13 protein-coding genes and 4 pseudogenes are annotated in these 17,194 nt (G+C 67.8%); all 17 read right to left on the bottom strand.

What is annotated here, in order from left to right; genetic code table 11:
- Nucleotides 1–8 precede the first annotated feature (8 nt).
- Nucleotides 9–464, bottom strand: a complete 456-nt coding sequence (locus LRS09_RS20265) for an EF-hand domain-containing protein (RefSeq protein ID WP_257808687.1) — start codon at nucleotides 462–464, stop codon at nucleotides 9–11.
- A pseudogene (locus LRS09_RS20260) lies at nucleotides 461–3,503 on the bottom strand (bifunctional [glutamine synthetase] adenylyltransferase/[glutamine synthetase]-adenylyl-L-tyrosine phosphorylase). The gene LRS09_RS20265 and the pseudogene LRS09_RS20260 overlap by 4 nt, the downstream one beginning before the upstream one ends.
- 12 nt (nucleotides 3,504–3,515) lie before the next feature.
- A pseudogene (locus tag LRS09_RS20255) lies at nucleotides 3,516–4,907 on the bottom strand (ATP-binding protein); the annotation flags it as partial.
- Nucleotide 4,908: 1 nt separating this feature from the next.
- The gene (locus LRS09_RS20250; RefSeq protein ID WP_257808686.1) at nucleotides 4,909–5,580 is read right to left on the bottom strand and encodes a response regulator transcription factor; all 672 of its coding nucleotides are present in this window, start codon (nucleotides 5,578–5,580) and stop codon (nucleotides 4,909–4,911) included.
- A gap of 186 nt (nucleotides 5,581–5,766) precedes the next feature.
- Nucleotides 5,767–7,334 (bottom strand): annotated as a pseudogene (locus tag LRS09_RS20245) (Do family serine endopeptidase).
- A 127-nt stretch (nucleotides 7,335–7,461) separates the two neighbouring features.
- A complete protein-coding gene (locus LRS09_RS20240; protein ID WP_257808685.1) occupies nucleotides 7,462–7,806 on the bottom strand; it encodes a type II toxin-antitoxin system PemK/MazF family toxin in 345 nt (114 codons plus the stop codon).
- The gene (locus LRS09_RS20235; protein WP_257808683.1) at nucleotides 7,796–8,038 is read right to left on the bottom strand and encodes an AbrB/MazE/SpoVT family DNA-binding domain-containing protein; all 243 of its coding nucleotides are present in this window, start codon (nucleotides 8,036–8,038) and stop codon (nucleotides 7,796–7,798) included. The genes LRS09_RS20240 and LRS09_RS20235 overlap by 11 nt, the downstream gene beginning before the upstream one ends.
- Before the next feature lie 90 nt (nucleotides 8,039–8,128).
- Complete coding sequence (locus LRS09_RS20230; protein ID WP_257808682.1) at nucleotides 8,129–8,599, bottom strand: cytochrome c-type biogenesis protein; 471 nt, start codon at nucleotides 8,597–8,599, stop codon at nucleotides 8,129–8,131.
- A pseudogene (locus LRS09_RS20225) lies at nucleotides 8,596–10,585 on the bottom strand (heme lyase CcmF/NrfE family subunit). Before LRS09_RS20225 ends, LRS09_RS20230 begins: the two are co-directional and overlap by 4 nt.
- 4 nt (nucleotides 10,586–10,589) lie before the next feature.
- Nucleotides 10,590–11,036 (bottom strand): cytochrome c maturation protein CcmE, encoded by a 447-nt coding sequence (gene ccmE, locus LRS09_RS20220; RefSeq protein WP_257808679.1) that lies wholly within the window; start codon nucleotides 11,034–11,036, stop codon nucleotides 10,590–10,592.
- Complete coding sequence (gene ccmI / locus LRS09_RS20215; protein ID WP_308240320.1) at nucleotides 11,036–12,163, bottom strand: c-type cytochrome biogenesis protein CcmI; 1,128 nt, start codon at nucleotides 12,161–12,163, stop codon at nucleotides 11,036–11,038. Before ccmI ends, ccmE begins: the two co-directional genes overlap by 1 nt.
- Before the next feature lie 126 nt (nucleotides 12,164–12,289).
- Nucleotides 12,290–12,469 (bottom strand): hypothetical protein, encoded by a 180-nt coding sequence (locus LRS09_RS20210; RefSeq protein WP_257808678.1) that lies wholly within the window; start codon nucleotides 12,467–12,469, stop codon nucleotides 12,290–12,292.
- A gap of 339 nt (nucleotides 12,470–12,808) precedes the next feature.
- A complete protein-coding gene (locus LRS09_RS20205) occupies nucleotides 12,809–14,224 on the bottom strand; it encodes an ATP-binding protein (RefSeq protein WP_257808676.1) in 1,416 nt (471 codons plus the stop codon).
- Nucleotides 14,221–14,886 (bottom strand): response regulator transcription factor, encoded by a 666-nt coding sequence (locus tag LRS09_RS20200; RefSeq protein WP_257808675.1) that lies wholly within the window; start codon nucleotides 14,884–14,886, stop codon nucleotides 14,221–14,223. The genes LRS09_RS20205 and LRS09_RS20200 overlap by 4 nt, the downstream gene beginning before the upstream one ends.
- Nucleotides 14,887–15,028: 142 nt before the next feature.
- Nucleotides 15,029–15,316, bottom strand: coding sequence for a hypothetical protein (locus LRS09_RS20195; protein ID WP_257808674.1), 288 nt, complete (start codon nucleotides 15,314–15,316; stop codon nucleotides 15,029–15,031).
- Between the two features lie 57 nt (nucleotides 15,317–15,373).
- Entirely contained in the window at nucleotides 15,374–15,640 is a 267-nt protein-coding gene (locus LRS09_RS20190) for a hypothetical protein (protein WP_257808673.1), read from the bottom strand.
- 20 nt (nucleotides 15,641–15,660) lie between these two features.
- The gene (locus LRS09_RS20185; RefSeq protein ID WP_257808672.1) at nucleotides 15,661–17,193 is read right to left on the bottom strand and encodes a phage tail protein; all 1,533 of its coding nucleotides are present in this window, start codon (nucleotides 17,191–17,193) and stop codon (nucleotides 15,661–15,663) included.
- Nucleotide 17,194 lies beyond the last annotated feature (1 nt).

The raw sequence follows: 17,194 nt of genomic DNA, 5'->3' as shown, positions 1-17,194 counted from the left end.
GGCCGGCCTCAGTCGGCCGACGCCTTCAGCCGGTCACCCTTACCGGTGCTGCGGGCCGGCGCGGCCGCCCCGCTGGACATCTCTTCCCTCACCAGCTTGCCGTCGGAGTTGGTGTCCAGCTTGGCGAAGCGCTGCTTGCGACGCTCCTCCACCTCGGTGAGGGTGACAGTGCCGTCCTTGTCCGCATCGAAGTGTTTGACGAGCGTCGCCGCCTGATCCTTGGCCTGCGGCCCCTGGAAGGTCGTGGAAATCTCCTCGACCGTCAGCTTGCCGTCACCATCCGAGTCCGCCTTCTCGAGGCGATCCTTGACCACTGTAACGAATTCCTCAAACGAGATATCGCCGCTCTTGTCCGCATCCAGACGTTCGAAACGCGCCTCGTCCTGCGCGACAGCCTGGGACGCGGTGGCCCCGATAGCACCGGCAAACGCCACGAAAGTCCAGGCTAGAACCGACTTCTTCATTCTCTGCTCCATTCTTCGACCTGATCCGCACATGGGCACCGGATCATGTCATTTCCACTACCGCGATGCGGATTTCCACTTAGGAGAGCGTCGAAATGCTTTCGCACGTTCCCGGTCGTATCGTGCAGCAGCGCGCGCAGGACACCGAGGTCCGGCGCGTCGGCACTGCGGATGAGCAGATCGGACAAACCGGGCGGAATATCGGCGGGATCGAAGTTTTCGGTCAGACAGAGCCGCATTACCTGCGTGAGGCCTGTATAGAGTCGATGCGCCTCGAAGAGGTCGCCACGAACCTGCGCGCCCGCGAAGTCGTCCGCGAGGCGGCGCAGCACCTCGGCCGTGGCGGTCGTCCGCCCCTCGCCCTCGACACGGTCGGTCAGCGATGCGACCTGCGCGACGAATTCAAGGTCGATCAGCCCGCCCGGCACCAGCTTCAGGTCCCATTCGTCGGCCGGCGGCTTCTCCTTTTCGATCAGCGCCCGCATCTGCCGCGCCTCGCGCGCCACGGAGGCGAAATCGCGGGGCGCCGCGACGACGCCCGCGACCTCCAACTCGATCGCGGCGGCAAAATCGGCGTCGCCCGCCACCACGCGCGCCCGGGTCAGCGCCATGTGCTCCCAGGTCTCGGCCTCCTCGCGCTGGTATTTGCGGAACGAAACGATGTGGGTGGCGACCGGACCCTTGTTGCCGGAGGGCCGCAGGCGCAGGTCGATCTCGTAGAGAACGCCCTCCGCCGTCGGCGCCGACACGGCTGCGATCAGGCGCTGCGTCAACCGCGTGAAATAGAGCGCCGGCGCCAGCGGCTTTTCGCCGTCGGACTCCTCGGCGGCCTCCGAATGGTCGTAGAGCAGGATCATGTCGACGTCGGAACCTGCGGTGAGTTCGTGGCTGCCGAGCTTGCCCATGCCGAGCAGGGCCACCTTCTCGCCCGCCACCCTGCCATGCCGGACGGAGAACTCGGCACGGACGGCCTCCAGCGCCGCCCCGATGGTGAGGTCGGCGAGGTCGGAAAACGCCTTGCCGGCGCGCGTCGCGTCGATCGCACCCGTGAGCAGGCGGATGCCGATCAGGAATTTCTGTTCCGCCGCAAAGATGCGCAGCCGGTCGAGGATTTCTTCGTGCAGGCTCACGGCCTCGAGGAAGGCGCCGAGACGCCCGGCGAGATAGCGCCGGTCCGGCAGCTCCGCCATCAGCATCGGGTCGAGCAGGCCGTCGAAGACGTGCGGCCGTTTGGTGATGATCGCCGCCAGCCGCGGTGCAGCGCCCATGATCATCGCCAGAAGGTTCAGCAACGCCGGGTTGGACTGGAGCAGCGAGAAGAGCTGGATGCCCGCCGGCAAGCCGGCGAGGAACGCATCGAAGCGCATCAGCGCCTCGTCGGCGCGCCGTGTGTTGCCGAAGGCCTGCAGGAGTGCTGGCGTCAGCTCCGTCAGCCGTTCCCTCGCCTCGGCGGACTGCGCTGCGCGGTAGCGACCGAAATGCCAGGTGCGGATGACGCGGCAGATGTCGCTCGGCCGCTCGAAACCGAGCTGCGACAGCGTCTGCAGCGTGTCGGGATCGTCGACATCGCCGGTGAAGACGAGATTGCCGACGCCCGCGGAAAGCTGCGGCGCGGATTCGAACAGCGCCGCGTAGTGCTTCTCCACCACCTGCAGCGAGGCGCGGAAGTCGGCGGAGAAGGCGGTCGCATCCTTGTAGCCGCGCATATGCGCGATGCGCTCCAGCCCCTCGTCGTCCTCGGGCAAGAGATGCGTCTGCTCGTCCGCCACCATCTGGATCGCATGCTCGACGTCGCGCAGGAACCAGTACTTGCTTGACCAACGCGTCGCGCGCCTCGGGCGAGATCCAGCCGCGGTTCGCGAGCTCGCCCAGCATCGCCACCGTCTCGCGCCCGCGCAGTTCCTGGAAGCGGCCGCCGGCGATCAGTTGCTGCGTCTGGACGAAGAACTCGATCTCGCGGATGCCGCCGCGCCCGAGCTTGACGTTGTGGCCCTTGACCGCGATGTCGCCGTGCCCCTTATGGGCATGGATCTGCCGCTTGATCGAATGGACATCGGCAATCGCGGCGAAGTCCATGTATTTGCGCCAGACATAAGGTTTCAGCTCGGCGAGGAAGGCGCTGCCCGCCTCGATGTCGCCTGCGACCGGCCGCGCCTTGATCATCGCCGCCCGTTCCCAATTCTGGCCGCGGCTCTCGTAGTAGTGCAGCGCCGCGCTGACGGGAATCGCCAGGGGCGTCGAGCCCGGGTCGGGCCTGAGCCTCAGGTCGGTGCGGAAGACATAGCCGTCCTCGGTGCGGTCCTGGAGGATACGCACCAGCCGCCGCGTCAGCCGCGCGAACAACTCGTTCGCCTCGTAGGGATCGGTGATCGCCCGCGCTTCCGGATCGAAGAACGAGATCAGGTCGATGTCGGAGGAGAAATTGAGCTCATGTGCGCCAAGCTTGCCCATTGCAAGCAGGATCCAGCCGGACTCCTTCGACGGGTCGGACGGATCAGGCAGGGTGATCTTGCCCTGGTTGTGGGCGTCGCGCAGCAGGAACGAGACCGCCGCGCCGATCGCCGCATCGGCAAGCCTGCTCAGCCGGTGGACGGTGGCCTCGGCATCGAACACACGCGCGAGGTCGCATAGCGCGATCAGCGCATGCGCTTCCGTCTTGAGCCGTCTGAGCTCGGCCATCAGCCTTGCCTCGGCGATCTCGGGCGCGCGGCCGAGGGCCTCCACCTCCCCCAGGATGGCGTCGATCCGCTCGGGCGCGGGCGCGGCGCGCAGGTGGTCGAGAATCTGCGGTGCGCGGCGCATGCTGTCGCGCAGGAAGGACGAGAGGTCGAGCGCCGCTTCGAGGAAATCCACCGTCGCGCCAGCGCGTGAGAGATCGGCCACAAGACCGTCCAGTCCCGCCTCGCCGGCATTCGAGATCAGGTCGGCAAATTCGGCCTTCGCCGCCCCCGCGTCGAGCGGCACGAGCCGCGCCGGAGCAGCCCCGAACCAGTTCCCCTCCCCCGCCGCCTCTTTCGCGGCCGCTGCCTTTGCCATCATCCCCCCCTGACGCGGAAACACCATTTCCACCAGCAAGCCGGGCTCCCTCCCGGACAGTTCCAGCGTGCCACCGTGGAATGTCATCACCGCCTTGGCAAGGCTGAGACCCAGGCCGGAGCCGGGCTGCGACCGGCTCTTCTCCAGCCGCACGAAGCGTTCCGTCGCCTGCACGCGGTCCTCGGGCGGGATGCCCGGCCCGTTGTCGGCGACGCCGAGGCGGAAAGTTCCGTCCTGCCGGGTGATGGACACGGTTACCTTCGCCCCGCCGTCGGCGCCGGCGGAATACTTGATCGCGTTGTCGACAATATTGGACAGCGCCTGGCCGATCAGTTCCCTGTTGCCGGTGATCTTCGCCTCCGCATTGTCCTCGGCGGTCAGCGTCACGCCCGCTTCCTCTGCGGCCGGCTCGTAGAGTTCCACCACGTCGCGCAGGATCGCGGCGAGATCGACCTCGTCCGTCGCCTCCGCCGAATAGCCGGCCTCCAGCCGCGAGATCATCAGGATCGCGTTGAAGGTGCGGATGAGCTGGTCGGATTCGGCGATCGCCGCCTCCAGCGCCTCGCGATACTCGGCCTCCGTGCGCGAGCCGGCGAGCGTCGCCTCGACGCGGTTGCGCAGCCGGGTGAGCGGCGTCTTGAGGTCATGCGCGATGTTGTCCGAAACCTGCTTCAGGCCGTCGTTCAGCGCGCCGATGCGGGCGAGCATGCCGTTCAGGTTCTCCGACAGCCGGTCGAACTCGTCGCCCGTGCCCGTCACCGGCAGCCGGCCGGAAAGGTCGCCGCCCATGATGCGCTTCGAGGCGTCGGAGATGTTGTCGATGCGGTGCAGCGCCTGGCGGCCGACGAAGAACCAGATGACGAAGGCGCCGATGCCCATCAGCGCCAATGCCGCGGTCAGGGCGCGGCGAACCACCAGCCGGAACTGCTCCGGCTCGCCGAGATCGCGGCCAACCAGGATGATCATGGTGTTGGGCAGCCGCACCACCTGTGCAATCGCCCTGTGGCCGTCCACTGTCTGGGCCTGGTTGTTCGCATCGCCGTAGCGGCGATAGGAGAACGGCCGCTCGGTCCAGCCGTCCGTCTCCAGAACGCCGGGCTCCAGGCTCTCGACATTGCCGGCCAGCGGGCGGCCGTTGGGGTCGGTCAGGAGATAAAGATAGGCGCCAGGCTGGCGAGAGCGCTGTGACACCACCCGCACGAGCCGCGACAGGCCGCCGCTCTCGTAGAAGCGCGAGAGCGACAGCACCTCCTCCAGGATCGTCTCGCGCGTCTGGTCGGTCAGCATGCGCGTCGACAGCGACGTCATGTAGACGACCAGCACCAGCGCCGACGCCGCAAAGAGCAGGAGATAGAGCGCGGACAGCCGGGCGGCCGTCGTGCGGAAGATCGCGGGCAGTCGGCCCATGTCAGGCCCGGAGCATGTAGCCCGCGCCGCGGACGGTGTGGAGCAGCGGCTTCTCGAAGCCCTTCTCGATCTTCGAGCGCAGCCGCGAGACGTGAACGTCGATCACGTTGGTCTGGGGGTCGAAATGATAGTCCCAGACGTTCTCCAGCAGCATGGTGCGGGTCACCACCTGCCCCGCATGCCGCATCAGGTATTCGAGCAGGCGGAACTCGCGCGGCTGCAGCGCGATCTCCTTGCCGGCGCGCCGCACCGCGTGCGACAGGCGGTCGAGCTCGAGGTCGCCCGTCCGGTAGGTGGTCTCGCTGTCGCGCGAGGTCGCGCGCCGCTTCAGCACCTCGACGCGCGCCAGGAGTTCGGAGAAGGCATAGGGCTTGGTGAGATAGTCGTCGCCGCCGGCGCGCAGCCCAGTGACTCGGTCGTCGACCTCGCCGAGCGCGGAGAGGATCAGCACCGGCGTCTCGTTGCCGCGTGCCCTGAGCCCCGCGATGACCGACAGGCCGTCGCGGCGCGGGAGCATGCGGTCGATGACGAGGATGTCGTAATCGCCGGAATCTGCAAGGCTGAAGCCCGTCTCGCCGTCGCGCGCGACATGGGCGGTATGGCCGGCCTCGGTGAGCGCCCGCTCCAGATATTCCGCCGCCTCGCGGTCGTCCTCGATTACCAGAATCTTCATGCGTCACATATAGGCGATCTGGCGGAAAAAGCAGGACTGCGCGTTCCGCCCGATCTCGCGATCGACCTGCCTGAAAAGCGGACAGCGGGCGATGGGGGGAGCCCGCTGCCGCCGGCGCGAGAGTCGAACGGCCCGCGCCTGTCCGCGAAGCCGGCCGCTCCTCACAAGCGGCCGGCCCCTGGATCGTCAGCCGCGCGCCACCGGAAGGGCGACGAAGCGGTTGGTCTGGTCGCGGGTCACCTGGAATAGCACCGCCTTGCGGCCGGCCTTTGAGGCTTCCTGCACCGCGGCCTCGACATCGGCCGCGCTGGAGACTTCCTTCGAGTTCACCGCGGTGATCACGTCGCCCGCCTGGATGCCGCGATCGGCGGCTTCGCTGTCGGATTCGACGTCGGTCACGACGAGGCCCTTGCCGTCTTCCGCCTTGGTGACGGTCAGGCCGAAGCCCTCGAGCGAACCGGTCTCGGGCGTGGCCTTGTCCGGGGTCGTGTCGGCGCGGTCCTGGGCGCCCGGCAGCGTGCCGAGCTTGACCTCGAAGGTCTGCGACTTGCCGGCGCGCCACACCTCGACCGATACGTTCTTGCCGGGGTCGATGTTGCCGACCAGTCGGGCGAGCTCACGCGGCGAGGCCACGGGCTTCTTGTCGACCGAGACGATCACGTCACCCGCGGCGATGCCCACCGCCTTGGCCGGGCCGTCCGCCTGCGCCTCGCTCACCAGCGCGCCGCGCGGCTTGTCGAGGCCGATCGATTCGGCGATCTCGTCCGTCACCGGCTGGATCTGGACGCCCAGCCAGCCGCGCTGGATCGAACCACCGTCCATCAGCTTGGCGACGACGTCCTTGGCCGTGGTCGCGGGGATGGCGAAGGCGATGCCGACATTGCCGCCCGAAGGCGAGAAGATCGCCGTGTTGATGCCGACCACTTCCCCGTTGAGGTTGAAAGCCGGGCCGCCGGAGTTGCCGCGGTTAACCGCCGCGTCAATCTGGATGAAGTCGTCATAAGGGCCGGCGCCGATGTCGCGGCCGCGCGCCGAGACGATGCCGGCCGTCACCGTGCCACCGAGGCCGAACGGATTGCCGACCGCCACGACCCAGTCACCGACACGGATCTTCGAGTCGTCGGCAAAGGCCACATAGGTGAACTTGCGCTGGGCATCGACCTTGAGCACGGCAAGATCGGTCCGCTCGTCGGTGCCGACCAGCTTGGCGTCGAGCTCGTCGCCATTGTCCATCACGACGGTGTATTCAGCACCGCCGCTCACGACGTGATTGTTGGTGACGAGGTAGCCGTCCTCGGAGATGAAGAAGCCGGAGCCCTGCGAGGACGGGCGCATCCGCTCGGCGCGGCGCTGCTGGCGCTCCTGACGGCGCTCCGAACGCGGACCTTCGGCACGGGGACCGTCGCCGCGGAACTCGCGGAAGAAGCGCTTGAGCGGATGGTCGTTGGGAAGCTCGTCGAAACCGGGACCGTTGAAGAAGCCACCGCCTGGGCCGCCGAAGAGCGAGCCGGAATCGTCCGAGGCGGACTCGATGCGCGACTTGACGCGCACACTCACAACTGCCGGGGAAACCTTCTCGACCACGTCGGCGAAGCCGGAGCCTGCGGGGCATCGACCCGCACCGCCTCGGCGAAGACGGGGATCGTCGCGCTGGTCACTGCGCCGACGCCGATCGCGCCGGCGATCGCGAGGGAAGCGGCCGCAGCCAGCAGTCGCTTTCTCGCCGGGGAAGAAACGTTGCTCATCTCGATCATGTCCTTTCCAGAATCTGATGCGCCCTGCGCACCGTCGGACATGAGAGATAGAGGCGGTCACATTACGGCGTTCTTTCCGGGAAATGAAAGTTTCGTAATGTTGGCGGGGACGTGAGGCCCTCCGGTTTCAGAACGGCAGAAGCGCCTTCAGCTTGCCGATCAGCGGCGGAGCGATATCAGGTCGGTTTTCGTGGAACTCGGAGCCGCGGGCCGACCAGTCGAGGCTTTTGATCTGGTCCGACAGGACCACGCCTCGCGTCTTGCCGCCATCGGGTATCGCGACTTCGAAGGGGTATCCCTTCACCTGCGTGGTAATCGGGCACAGGACGCACAGGCGTGCGATCTGGTTGTATTTTCTCGGCGACAGCACGAACGCATAGCGCTTGTCCGCCTGTTCCCGGCCGGCCTGCGGGTTGAACTGGATATGAATGATGTCGAAGCGGTCAGGGCAGTAGGGCTTGTCAGACCTCATTGCCGACCGCCTGACCGGTAGCCACTTCACCGTGGCGGTTGTCGTCCGTTATTCCGGCAAGAAGATCGTTCAGGTCGTAGGCGTGCGGGTCGTTTACCGGCCGCATGACGATCATTCCGTCCACCACGGAAATATCCACCGAAACACCGTCGCCAATCGCGGTTTCCCGTGCGAACGCGGCCGGAATCCGCACAGCCAGGCTGTTTCCCCATTTCGCTACGGTGGCGATCATTCAACATCTCCCGGCTGACGCGCAGAGTATCTACATTGACGATACATAGTCGATCCGGAGCCGGTTCGCAACGAAAGCCTGATGAACGTCTTACTCCTCCCGCCGCAGCGCATCGGCGAGGGCTGCCTTCTCCTCGTCGGAGAGAGCCTGGGCGGGCGCCGGCCGGCGCCGGCGCGCAGCGAGCAGGATATAGCCTCCGCCCGCGAGGAGCAGCAGCACCGGGGTGCCCCACAGAAGCGCGTTGCGCCAATTGAAGATGGGCTTCAGCAGCACGAACTCGCCGTAGCGCGAGACGACATAGGCGATCACCTGCTGGTCCGTGTCGCCTGCGACGAGCCGCTGGCGCACCAGGATGCGCAGGTCGCGCGCAAGGTCCGCATCCGATTCGTCGATCGACTGGTTCTGGCAGATCATGCAGCGCAGGCCGGCCGAGATCGCGCGCGCCCTCGCCTCCAGCGCCGGATCCGGCAGGACCTCGTCCGGCGTCACTGCACGCAAGGCCAGAGGCTGGACGGCAAGAAACAGCGCCGCGAGCAGGATCAGAAGACGCCGGACGCTCATTCGGCGGGCACCCCGGCCGGCGCAGCCTTGAGCTTCCGCTTGGCCGGTGCGCCGACCCGCAGGCGCCTGTCGGCAAGCGACATCATCCCGCCCGCCATCATCACCAGCGCGCCGATCCAGATCAGCGTCACCAGCGGCTTATGCCCAGACGCGCACCACCGTGCCGCCATTCGCGGCCGGATCGCCGAGCGAGACATAGACTTGACTGAAGCCGCGCGTCGCGATGCCCGCCTCCGTTGTCGGCATCTGCCGCGCGGTATAGACGCGCTTCGAGGAGACAATCTCGCCGAGGCTGCGGCCGCCCGCGCTCGACAAGGCGAAGTGCGCCCGGTCCTCGGTAAAATTCGGACCGCGCACCGGCTCCATGCGGTCGAACTTCAGCACATAGCCCGAAATCGCGACCGTATCGCCCGGCTGCATGGCGACGATCCGCTCCGCCTGCAGCGAACTGACGGCAGCCACGCCGAGCACGGTCAGCCCAAGTCCGAAATGCGCCAGCGCCGTGCCGACCACCGAGCGCGGCAAGCCGGTGAAGCGGCGCAGCGCGACCGAAGCGCTCACACTGCCAATGCCAGCCTTCAGCACCAGGTCGGTCGCCGCGCCGATCAGCAGCCAGGTCGCCAGCCCGAAGCCCACCGCGGCGAAGGCCGTCGTCCCGTCGACGAAGAAGATGGCGACGAGACCCGCCAGCACCGCCGCTCCCGCAGCCGCGAACAGGCGCTGGCCTGCCGCGAAGAGGTCGCCGCGCTTCCATGCCAACAACGGCCCGAACGGCACGGCGACGATAAGCGGCACCATCAGCGCGCCAAAGGTGAGGTTGAAGAAGGGCGCGCCCACCGAAATCTTCTCGCCGGTCAGCGCCTCCAGCGCCAGCGGATAGAGCGTGCCCACGAAGACGGTCGCCGTCGCCGTGGTCAGGAAGAGATTGTTGAGCACCAGCGCGCCCTCGCGCGAGATCGGCTGGAACAGGCCGCCCGCCTGCAGCGACTGCGCGCGGAACGCGAAGAGCGAGAAGGAGCCGCCGACGAAGAAGGCGAGCAACGCAAGGATGAACACACCGCGCGTCGGATCGGTCGCAAACGCATGCACCGAGGTCAAGACGCCCGAGCGCACGAGGAAGGTGCCGAGCAGCGACAGCGAGAAGGCGAGCAGCGCCAGAAGGATCGTCCAGATCTTCAGCGCCTCGCGCCGTTCCATCACGATTGCCGAGTGGAGCAGTGCCGTCCCCGCGAGCCATGGCATGAAGGAGGCGTTCTCGACCGGGTCCCAGAACCAGAACCCGCCCCAGCCGAGCTCGTAATAGGCCCAGTAGGAGCCCATCGCGATGCCGCCGGTGAGGAATATCCATGCGGCGAGCGTCCAGGGCCTCACCCAGCGTGCCCAAGCCGCATCGATCCTGCCCTCGACCAGCGCCGCCACGGCAAAGGAGAAGCAGACCGAGAAGCCGACATAGCCGAGGTAGAGCAGCGGCGGATGGATCGCGAGCCCGACGTCCTGCAGCACCGGATTGAGGTCGTTGCCCTCGATCGGTGCCGGCGAGAGCCGCACGAACGGGTTGGAGGTCGTCAGCACGAACAGGAAGAAGGCCGCGCCGATCAGTCCCTGCACCGAGATCACATCCGCTTTCAGCACCGCCGGCAGGTTGCGCCCGAAGGCGGCGACCAGCGCGCCGAAGAAGGTGAGGATGAGCACCCACAAAAGCATCGAGCCCTCGTGGTTCCCCCATGTGCCGGTGATCTTGTAGAGCAGCGGCTTGGCCGAATGGGAGTTCTCCCAGACGTTGAGTACCGAGAAGTCGGACTGCACATAGGCGACGATCAGCGCGAGGAACGACAGCGCGGTCATCGCGAAGCCGGTCACCGCAACCGGCCCGCCGACCGCCATCAGCCGGTCCTGACGCGTTCGCGCGCCGATGAAGGGCAGTGATGCCTGCACGAGGCTCAGCGCGAAGGCGAGAACGAGGGCGAAGTGTCCGATCTCGACCATCTGCTCAGCTTCCGTCGCCGGTATGCTGCCAGACGCCCTTTTCCTTCAGGCTGTCGGCCACTTCCTTCGGCATGTAGTTCTCGTCGTGCTTGGCCAGCACGCTGTCCGCCACGAAGACGCCGCGGGCGTCGAACGTGCCTTCGGTGACCACGCCCTGTTCCTCGCGGAAAAGGTCGGGCAACAGGCCGTTGTAGACGACCTTGACCACCTTGATCTGGTCGGTCACCGCGAACTCGACCTCGGTGCCCTGCCCGCGCTGAATCGAGCCCTTCTCCACTAGCCCGCCAAGGCGGATGCGCTGGCCGGGCTCCACCGGCTTCTCGGCGAGATCCGCCGGCATGTAGAAATAGGAGGTCCGCTGGCCGAGCGCGTAAAAGGTCAGTCCCGTCGCGCTGCCAAGAAACACCAGCGCGCCCGCGATCACCGCCAGCCGTTTCTGCTTCCTGGTCATCAGCCGTCCACCCTCACCCCGAGCTCCGCCGCGAACGCGCTCACCTGATCCTTCTTGTCGCCTTCGAGGCCGGCCAGCGCACGCCCGAGCGCGGCCTTTGCATCGTCGGCGCGGCCGAGCACCACATAGGAACGAATGAGGCGCTGCCATCCTTCCAGGTCATCGGGATTGGCGCGCAGTTTCTCGTCGAGGCTCGCCACCATGCCTTCGATCATCTGCTGCCTGTCCTGCGGCAAAATCTCGTTCGCGGCAGCCACAGCATCCGCGTCCGGTCCCTTCGCCGCGGGTGCGCCGAGCTGTTCCTCGGCTTCCGCGATCGCGCGATCGACCGGCTCGCGCCAGCCCGAATCGGCGGGGAGAACCGCCCTCAGCGTCCGCCAGGCCTCCGCGGCCTCTGCAATCCTGCCTTCTTGCGCCAGCCCGCTCGCCAGCAGGAAACGCGCCTTCGGCTCGTTCGGATCATGCGTAAGCGCCCGTTCGAAGGCAGCATGCGCCTCGGCGGTGATCACGCCGCCGGCCGCAGCGGCGATCGCCTCGCCGAGCGCGCTCTCGCGCTGCGCGTTGGAACCGGCAAGTCGAATCGCGTTGCGCCAGGCGGTCGCGGCATCCGCGAAACGCTGCTGGCGCATGTAGACGGGGCCCAGCACCTCCCAGCCGCGCGCATCGTCGGGATTTTCTGCAAGGTGCTTTTCGGCCCGCGCCACCAGTTCGTCGACCGTGCTCTCGGACGGGTTGCGCGCCATGCGCTCGGCCAGCGGCTCGCCCGGCAGGCCCGGCGCGCCGATCGTCGTGTAGAGGCCCCAGCTTACCAGCGGAATGACGAGCACGCCGACAAGTCCGGCGATACGCACCGCGCCGCCTTGGCCTGCCGCGCGCGCGGATCGCGCATCGGCGTCGGCCTTCAGCAGCCGTCGGGCGATCTCCACCTTGGCCTGCTCGGCCTGCGAGGCCTCGATGGCGCCGCGCGCAGCGTCGCGCTCGACCTCCTGCAACTGGTCGCGATAGACCTCGACGTCATGGCCACCGTCGGCGGCGGCCGCGCGCTGGCGCGTCAACGGCACCAGCACCGCCAGGCAGGCGGCAAGCGTCAGCGCAGCGGCGGCGATCCAGAACAACATGGGCACCATTTAGCCATCGCCCCTTCCCCTGCCAACAGAGGCGGGATGCGGCCTTTTGCCGGTTATGGCGAACGATGATGTCCCTATGCGGGCGCAAGCTGCGCCGCTTTGATCTGCAGCAAAGCTGGCAGACCGCTAGGTCAGAGGTGTCCAGCTGCCGTCGGAATTGCGGCAGGCCGTGCCCCGCGCGACGTTCTGGGCGCCGCCAAGCGTCACCGTATGCGTGTATTGTCGGCAATCCTGCGAGCCGACGCGGTATGGCTGCGCCGCCGCGACCTCGCCGTAGCGGCCGGAGCCCTTGTCGCCCCAGGCCACCGGCTGGCCCGGCTGCGAATATTCGAGCGCGCGTGCTCTGCCTCGAGCGCCTGCACTTTTTCGTTACTGGACAGGCCGGTTCCGACATTGCCGCCGATCAGCCCGCCGGCCATCGCCTTGATGATCGCCTGCCCGGCCGGCTGCGCGGAGGGGCGCGTCGGCTGGCCGGCGAAGCCGGACACGCCCGATGCACCCGTATTGCTGGTCGCGCATCCGCCAAGCGTAAGCGCCACCGCGACTATCCCTGCCGATATTTTCATTCCATCCGGTTCCGATGCGTCCGCGATCGCGCCTTCGGGGAGCCCTAGGGGCGATGTTTGTCCTAATTTTGTTCCGCTGTCATGCGGCTTTTCGCATTTGCACAACGGCGCGCAGTCCGCCGAGTTCCGACCGTTCGAGCCTCAGCGTGCCGCCATACTCCGCCACGAGGTCGGAAACGATGGCGAGGCCCAGCCCGGTGCCGGGCTTCGACTCGTCCAGCCGGCGGCCGCGCTTCAGCGCCTCGCGCGCCTTGTCCTCGGGAATCCCGGGCCCGTCGTCCTCCACAGTCATGACGAAACTGTCGGCCGCGTCCGGCGCCGGGTCGGCCAGCGTGACCATGACCTGCGTCCGGCCCCATTTCATCGCGTTCTCGAGCAGGTTGCCGGCGATCTCCTCCAGGTCCTCGCGCTCGCCGGCAAAGACCACATCGCCGCCCTCATGCTCGAAGGCGACGTCGATCTTCGGGTTGAGCTTCGCCATCACCCGCGTCATCCGTTCCAGCACCGGCACGACGGGCGCTCGGAATACCACGCTCTCGCGTTGCGCCGCGATACGTGCGCGCTGCAAGTAGTGGTCGATCTGCTGCTTCATCGCGCCGGTCTGCTCGGAGATCAGCCGGCCCTTCTCGCCGCCCAGCGCGTGGCCCTCGTTGGTCAGCACCGCGAGCGGCGTCTTCAGCGAATGCGCCAGGTTGCCCACCCGCGTGCGCGAGCGCTCCAGGATGCGGCGGTTGTTCTCGATCAGCGCATTGGTCTCGTTGGCGAGCGGCTCGATCTCGGCCGGGAAGGTTCCGTCCAGTCGCTTCGCCGTGCCCTCGCGCACGCTCTGCAAGGCCTCGCGCACGCGGCCGAGCGGGCGCAGCCCCAGCCAGATCGCCGCGGCGTTGATCGCGATCATGCCGACGCCGAACAGCGCCAGATAGGTGTAGAGCTGCTGGTTGAAATAGGAGATCTCGGCATTCAGGTCGTCGAGATTGCCCATCACGCGATAGCGCGCGATGCGGTCCGGTGCGCCGAGCACCACTTCCGTCTCCAGCACCGCAAGGCTCTGGCCGTTCGGCCCGGTTGCCTTGTATCTGCGCTGAAAGCCGCTCTCGAACGGCACCTCCGTCACGGAGGGCGCCGGTATCGTCGCCTGTAGTGATGCCGAGCGCAGGTCACCCTTCAGCCCCGCCGTCTGCGGCTCGACAGACCAGTACCAGCCGGAATCAGGCGTGAGATAGCGCTCGTCGCCGAGCTCAGGCGTGCCGGTCAGGTTGCCGCCGTCGTCCGCGCCGACGGAGGCCACCAGGTTGAAGAGATTGGCAGAAAGCAGGCTGTCGAAGCCGCGCTCTGAAGCTTCGCGGAACAGCGTCGAGACGACGGTCGCGATGACCACCAGAGCGAGGATCGCCCAGATGGTGGAGAAGGTGATGACGCGCGTGGCGAGCGATTTCGGCAGCCAGATTGTCGGCCGCCGCACGCTCCGCTCAGCGCCCTGCGCCTCGCCGGTCACGCATCGGGCTCGCGCAGGCGATAGCCCATGCCGCGCACGGTCTCGATCATGTCGATGCCCATCTTCTTGCGCAGGCGGCCGACGAAGACCTCGATCGTGTTGGAATCGCGGTCGAAATCCTGATCGTAGAGGTGCTCCACCAGCTCCGTGCGCGAGACGACCTTGCCGACATGGTGCATTAGATAGGCGAGCAGGCGGAACTCGTGCGAGGTGAGCTTGAGCGGCTTGCCGTCCACGTCGACCTTCGAGGCCGCCGTGTCGAGCCGCACCGGCCCGCAGACAAGTTCCGACGAGGCATGCCCCGCCGCGCGGCGGATCAGCGCCCTGATGCGCGCCAGCACTTCCTCGATGTGGAACGGCTTGGTCACGTAGTCGTCGGCGCCGGCGTCGATGCCGGCGACCTTGTCGCTCCAGCGGTCGCGCGCGGTCAGCATCAGCACTGGCATCTTGCGCCCTTCGCGGCGCCATTTCTCCATCACGGAGATGCCGTCCATCTGCGGCAGGCCGATGTCGAGCACCACCGCGTCATAGGGTTCGGTGTCGCCGAGGAAATGCCCCTCCTCGCCGTCATAGGCGCGGTCGACGACATAGCCGGCATCGACCAGCGCCTCCGACAGCTGACGGTTCAGCTCCTTGTCATCCTCGACGACCAGAATTCGCATTCGTCCCCCTCTGTTCCCTCACGCAACCGGCTGGCGGAAATCCGCGCCATGACCTCGCGCCGCTCCTCGCAAGCCGGACCGCCGCGCAACCCTGCCGACCGGCGAATCCGCGACGCGGCCGGCGCCATTCGCGCACCCGGCGTCAATTCGCCGGGACGACCTGCTCGATGCGCTGCGCGCGCTGGCCGTTCTTGCCTTCGACGACGATGACGACGACACAGACCTGCTGGCCGCCGCGATTCTGCAGAGTCGCACGCGCCTTGCCGCCATATTGCGCCGCCATCTGCTGCGCGATCGCGTTGCAATTCGCGGCGACCGGCTGTGCCAGCACCGGCGCATCGAGAGGTGCCGCCACCGGCGCGGCGAACGCCGCCGAGGTGGTGAGCAGCAGCGCGATCATGGCGCGCCTGAGGGTGGAGAACGTGTTCATGGCCAGCGTTCTAGCGCAGATCGGCTGAACGGGGAATGAATGATGCCGACGCAGACCTCACCCGATCCGATCCTTGGCCGTCAGCCTCCCCAGGATCGCCACGAGCCCCGCCACGGCCGACACCGCCTGCAGCACTGCGTCCGTCAGCTCGCCGTTCTCCACTCCGCCAATCGGGATACCAAAGTAGCCCGCGCCTCCGGACAGCACGGCCACGATCGAAGCCCAGATCGTGCGCGAGAGTACCAGGGTTTTGCCGTGGTCATAGGTCGTCTCCTTGGTTGGGATGGTCTGTTGGAACGAGTCGGTTCGATCCGGGCCCGTCACATGTCCGGTTGGCCGCCCGCTCAGCCGGCGGCCGCGAATGTCAGCCGCCCAGCGATACCCTCGCCCGCGTGGCCGAGCTGCCGCACGTCGAGTTCCAGTTCGTCCGGCAGCACGGGGAAATCCGCGGCGACGCTCGCGGCCGCATAGGTCCATGACAGCGAGCCGACAGTGACCTGCCGCACCGCCGCCTCGCCCGGCTCGCCGATGCGCAGCACATAGGTCTCGAACGGCTCGTCCTGCGGGATCTCGACGCCCGTCCAGCTGTCCGCGTCGAGCCGCCCGCGCCGCACCCAGCTGAAGGTGAAGCCGCCGTCCGTCTGCTTTTCCGCCGTCAGATGCACCGGCGAGAGCGGCAGGCCGGCGCGCACGCCGCCGATATGGGTCTCGGTCACCGTCATCTCGGCGCCGAACTCGCGTCCGGCCGGGCCGACCCGCCAGGAGAGTTCCAGCCCCGCCTCGCCCTCGCGCAGTCCCGCCGCCTGCACGGCACTGTCCAGCAGCACCACGTCCGCGCCTACCGCTGCGCCCGCCACCATCGCGTCGTTTGTGCCGAGCTGGCCGCGCAAGAGCCGCGTCAGCCGCCAGACATCCGGCTCGATCTCCTCGGCGTCGGCGAACTGCACGAGCTCCCAACTCCCCGCCGCCGAGCGGATCGCCAGCACATTCGCGCCGTTCAGCATCTGTGCCAGCGGCACGCTCGACAGCGCGCCGGCATAAAGCCGCACGACCACCGCGCCGAATTCGTCCAGCCTGCCCTCCACGCCGGACGGCAATCCCTGCGTCAGTTCGCCGATCGTGGCGCGGCGCGTCAGCGTCGTGCGCAGCTCGAAGCCGGTCTCCTCCGGAGAGCAGTAGACCTGCTGCGTCGTCCAGGGCTTCGCATGGGCCGCGATCCTGAACCGTTCATGCGCCGCCTCGCCGCCCGCCGACGGCAAATCGAGGAACAGCGCCAGCGGCGCGCCCGGCTGTGCGCTGCCTGTCGCGCGCCGCGCCGGCAATCTCGCCCGGTCGGGCGCAGGCGGCAGACGCAGGATGCGCCGCGCCTCGATCTGCCGCGTCAGCCCTTCCTCGATGGCGCTCACCACGAACTCGCCCTCGGCGCGTCCGGGCAGCGCCACCAGGCTTCCCGGCCGCGGCGTGCGCTGCCGCGCCGGCACCGCGAAACGCGCCGTCTCGCGGCCGGTCCAGGCGCGGCGCAGCCAGTCCGCTGCAAGCGCCTCCGCCTGCCCCGCCTCGATCGCGCCCGGCAGGTCGAGGCTGGCGACATTCTGCCCGCCTCCGCGCGCCGCGCGCGCCGCGCCCGACTGGTAGTCGTCGAGCGGGTCGCCGAAGCCCAGCAGCGCCTCGGTCGGAAGCTCCAGGTCCGGCGGCCTTGTCAGCTCGATCGCCGGCCGCCCCTCGCCCGCCGACACCGGATCGTCGATGGCGAAGGCCGCCCCTGCCGATGCACCGATGGTGGCGAAGCGCGGCGTCTCGCCCGAGGCATCGAAGGCCAGGTCGAACAGCTCGACCAGCGGCGACAGCGCGTCGCGCCCGCTGCCAGGCTGCGGCAAT

Source organism: Mesorhizobium sp. J428 (genome assembly GCF_024699925.1).
Taxonomy (GTDB): domain Bacteria; phylum Pseudomonadota; class Alphaproteobacteria; order Rhizobiales; family Rhizobiaceae; genus Mesorhizobium_A.
Note: the sequence above shows the minus strand (reverse complement) of the source record. Positions and strands in the feature narration are given on the sequence as shown.

Excerpts from the sequence above, each read along its gene's own strand:
- ccmE (WP_257808679.1), bottom strand. The coding sequence starts at position 11,036 with ATGACCAGGAAGCAGAAACGGCTGGCGGTGATCGCGGGCGCGCTGGTG.
- LRS09_RS20240 (WP_257808685.1), bottom strand. The coding sequence starts at position 7,806 with ATGAGGTCTGACAAGCCCTACTGCCCTGACCGCTTCGACATCATTCAT.
- LRS09_RS20195 (WP_257808674.1), bottom strand. The coding sequence starts at position 15,316 with ATGAACACGTTCTCCACCCTCAGGCGCGCCATGATCGCGCTGCTGCTC.
- ccmI (WP_308240320.1), bottom strand. The coding sequence starts at position 12,163 with ATGGTGCCCATGTTGTTCTGGATCGCCGCCGCTGCGCTGACGCTTGCC.
- LRS09_RS20235 (WP_257808683.1), bottom strand. The coding sequence starts at position 8,038 with ATGATCGCCACCGTAGCGAAATGGGGAAACAGCCTGGCTGTGCGGATT.
- LRS09_RS20250 (WP_257808686.1), bottom strand. The coding sequence starts at position 5,580 with ATGAAGATTCTGGTAATCGAGGACGACCGCGAGGCGGCGGAATATCTG.
- LRS09_RS20265 (WP_257808687.1), bottom strand. The coding sequence starts at position 464 with ATGAAGAAGTCGGTTCTAGCCTGGACTTTCGTGGCGTTTGCCGGTGCT.
- LRS09_RS20230 (WP_257808682.1), bottom strand. The coding sequence starts at position 8,599 with ATGAGCGTCCGGCGTCTTCTGATCCTGCTCGCGGCGCTGTTTCTTGCC.
- LRS09_RS20200 (WP_257808675.1), bottom strand. The coding sequence starts at position 14,886 with ATGCGAATTCTGGTCGTCGAGGATGACAAGGAGCTGAACCGTCAGCTG.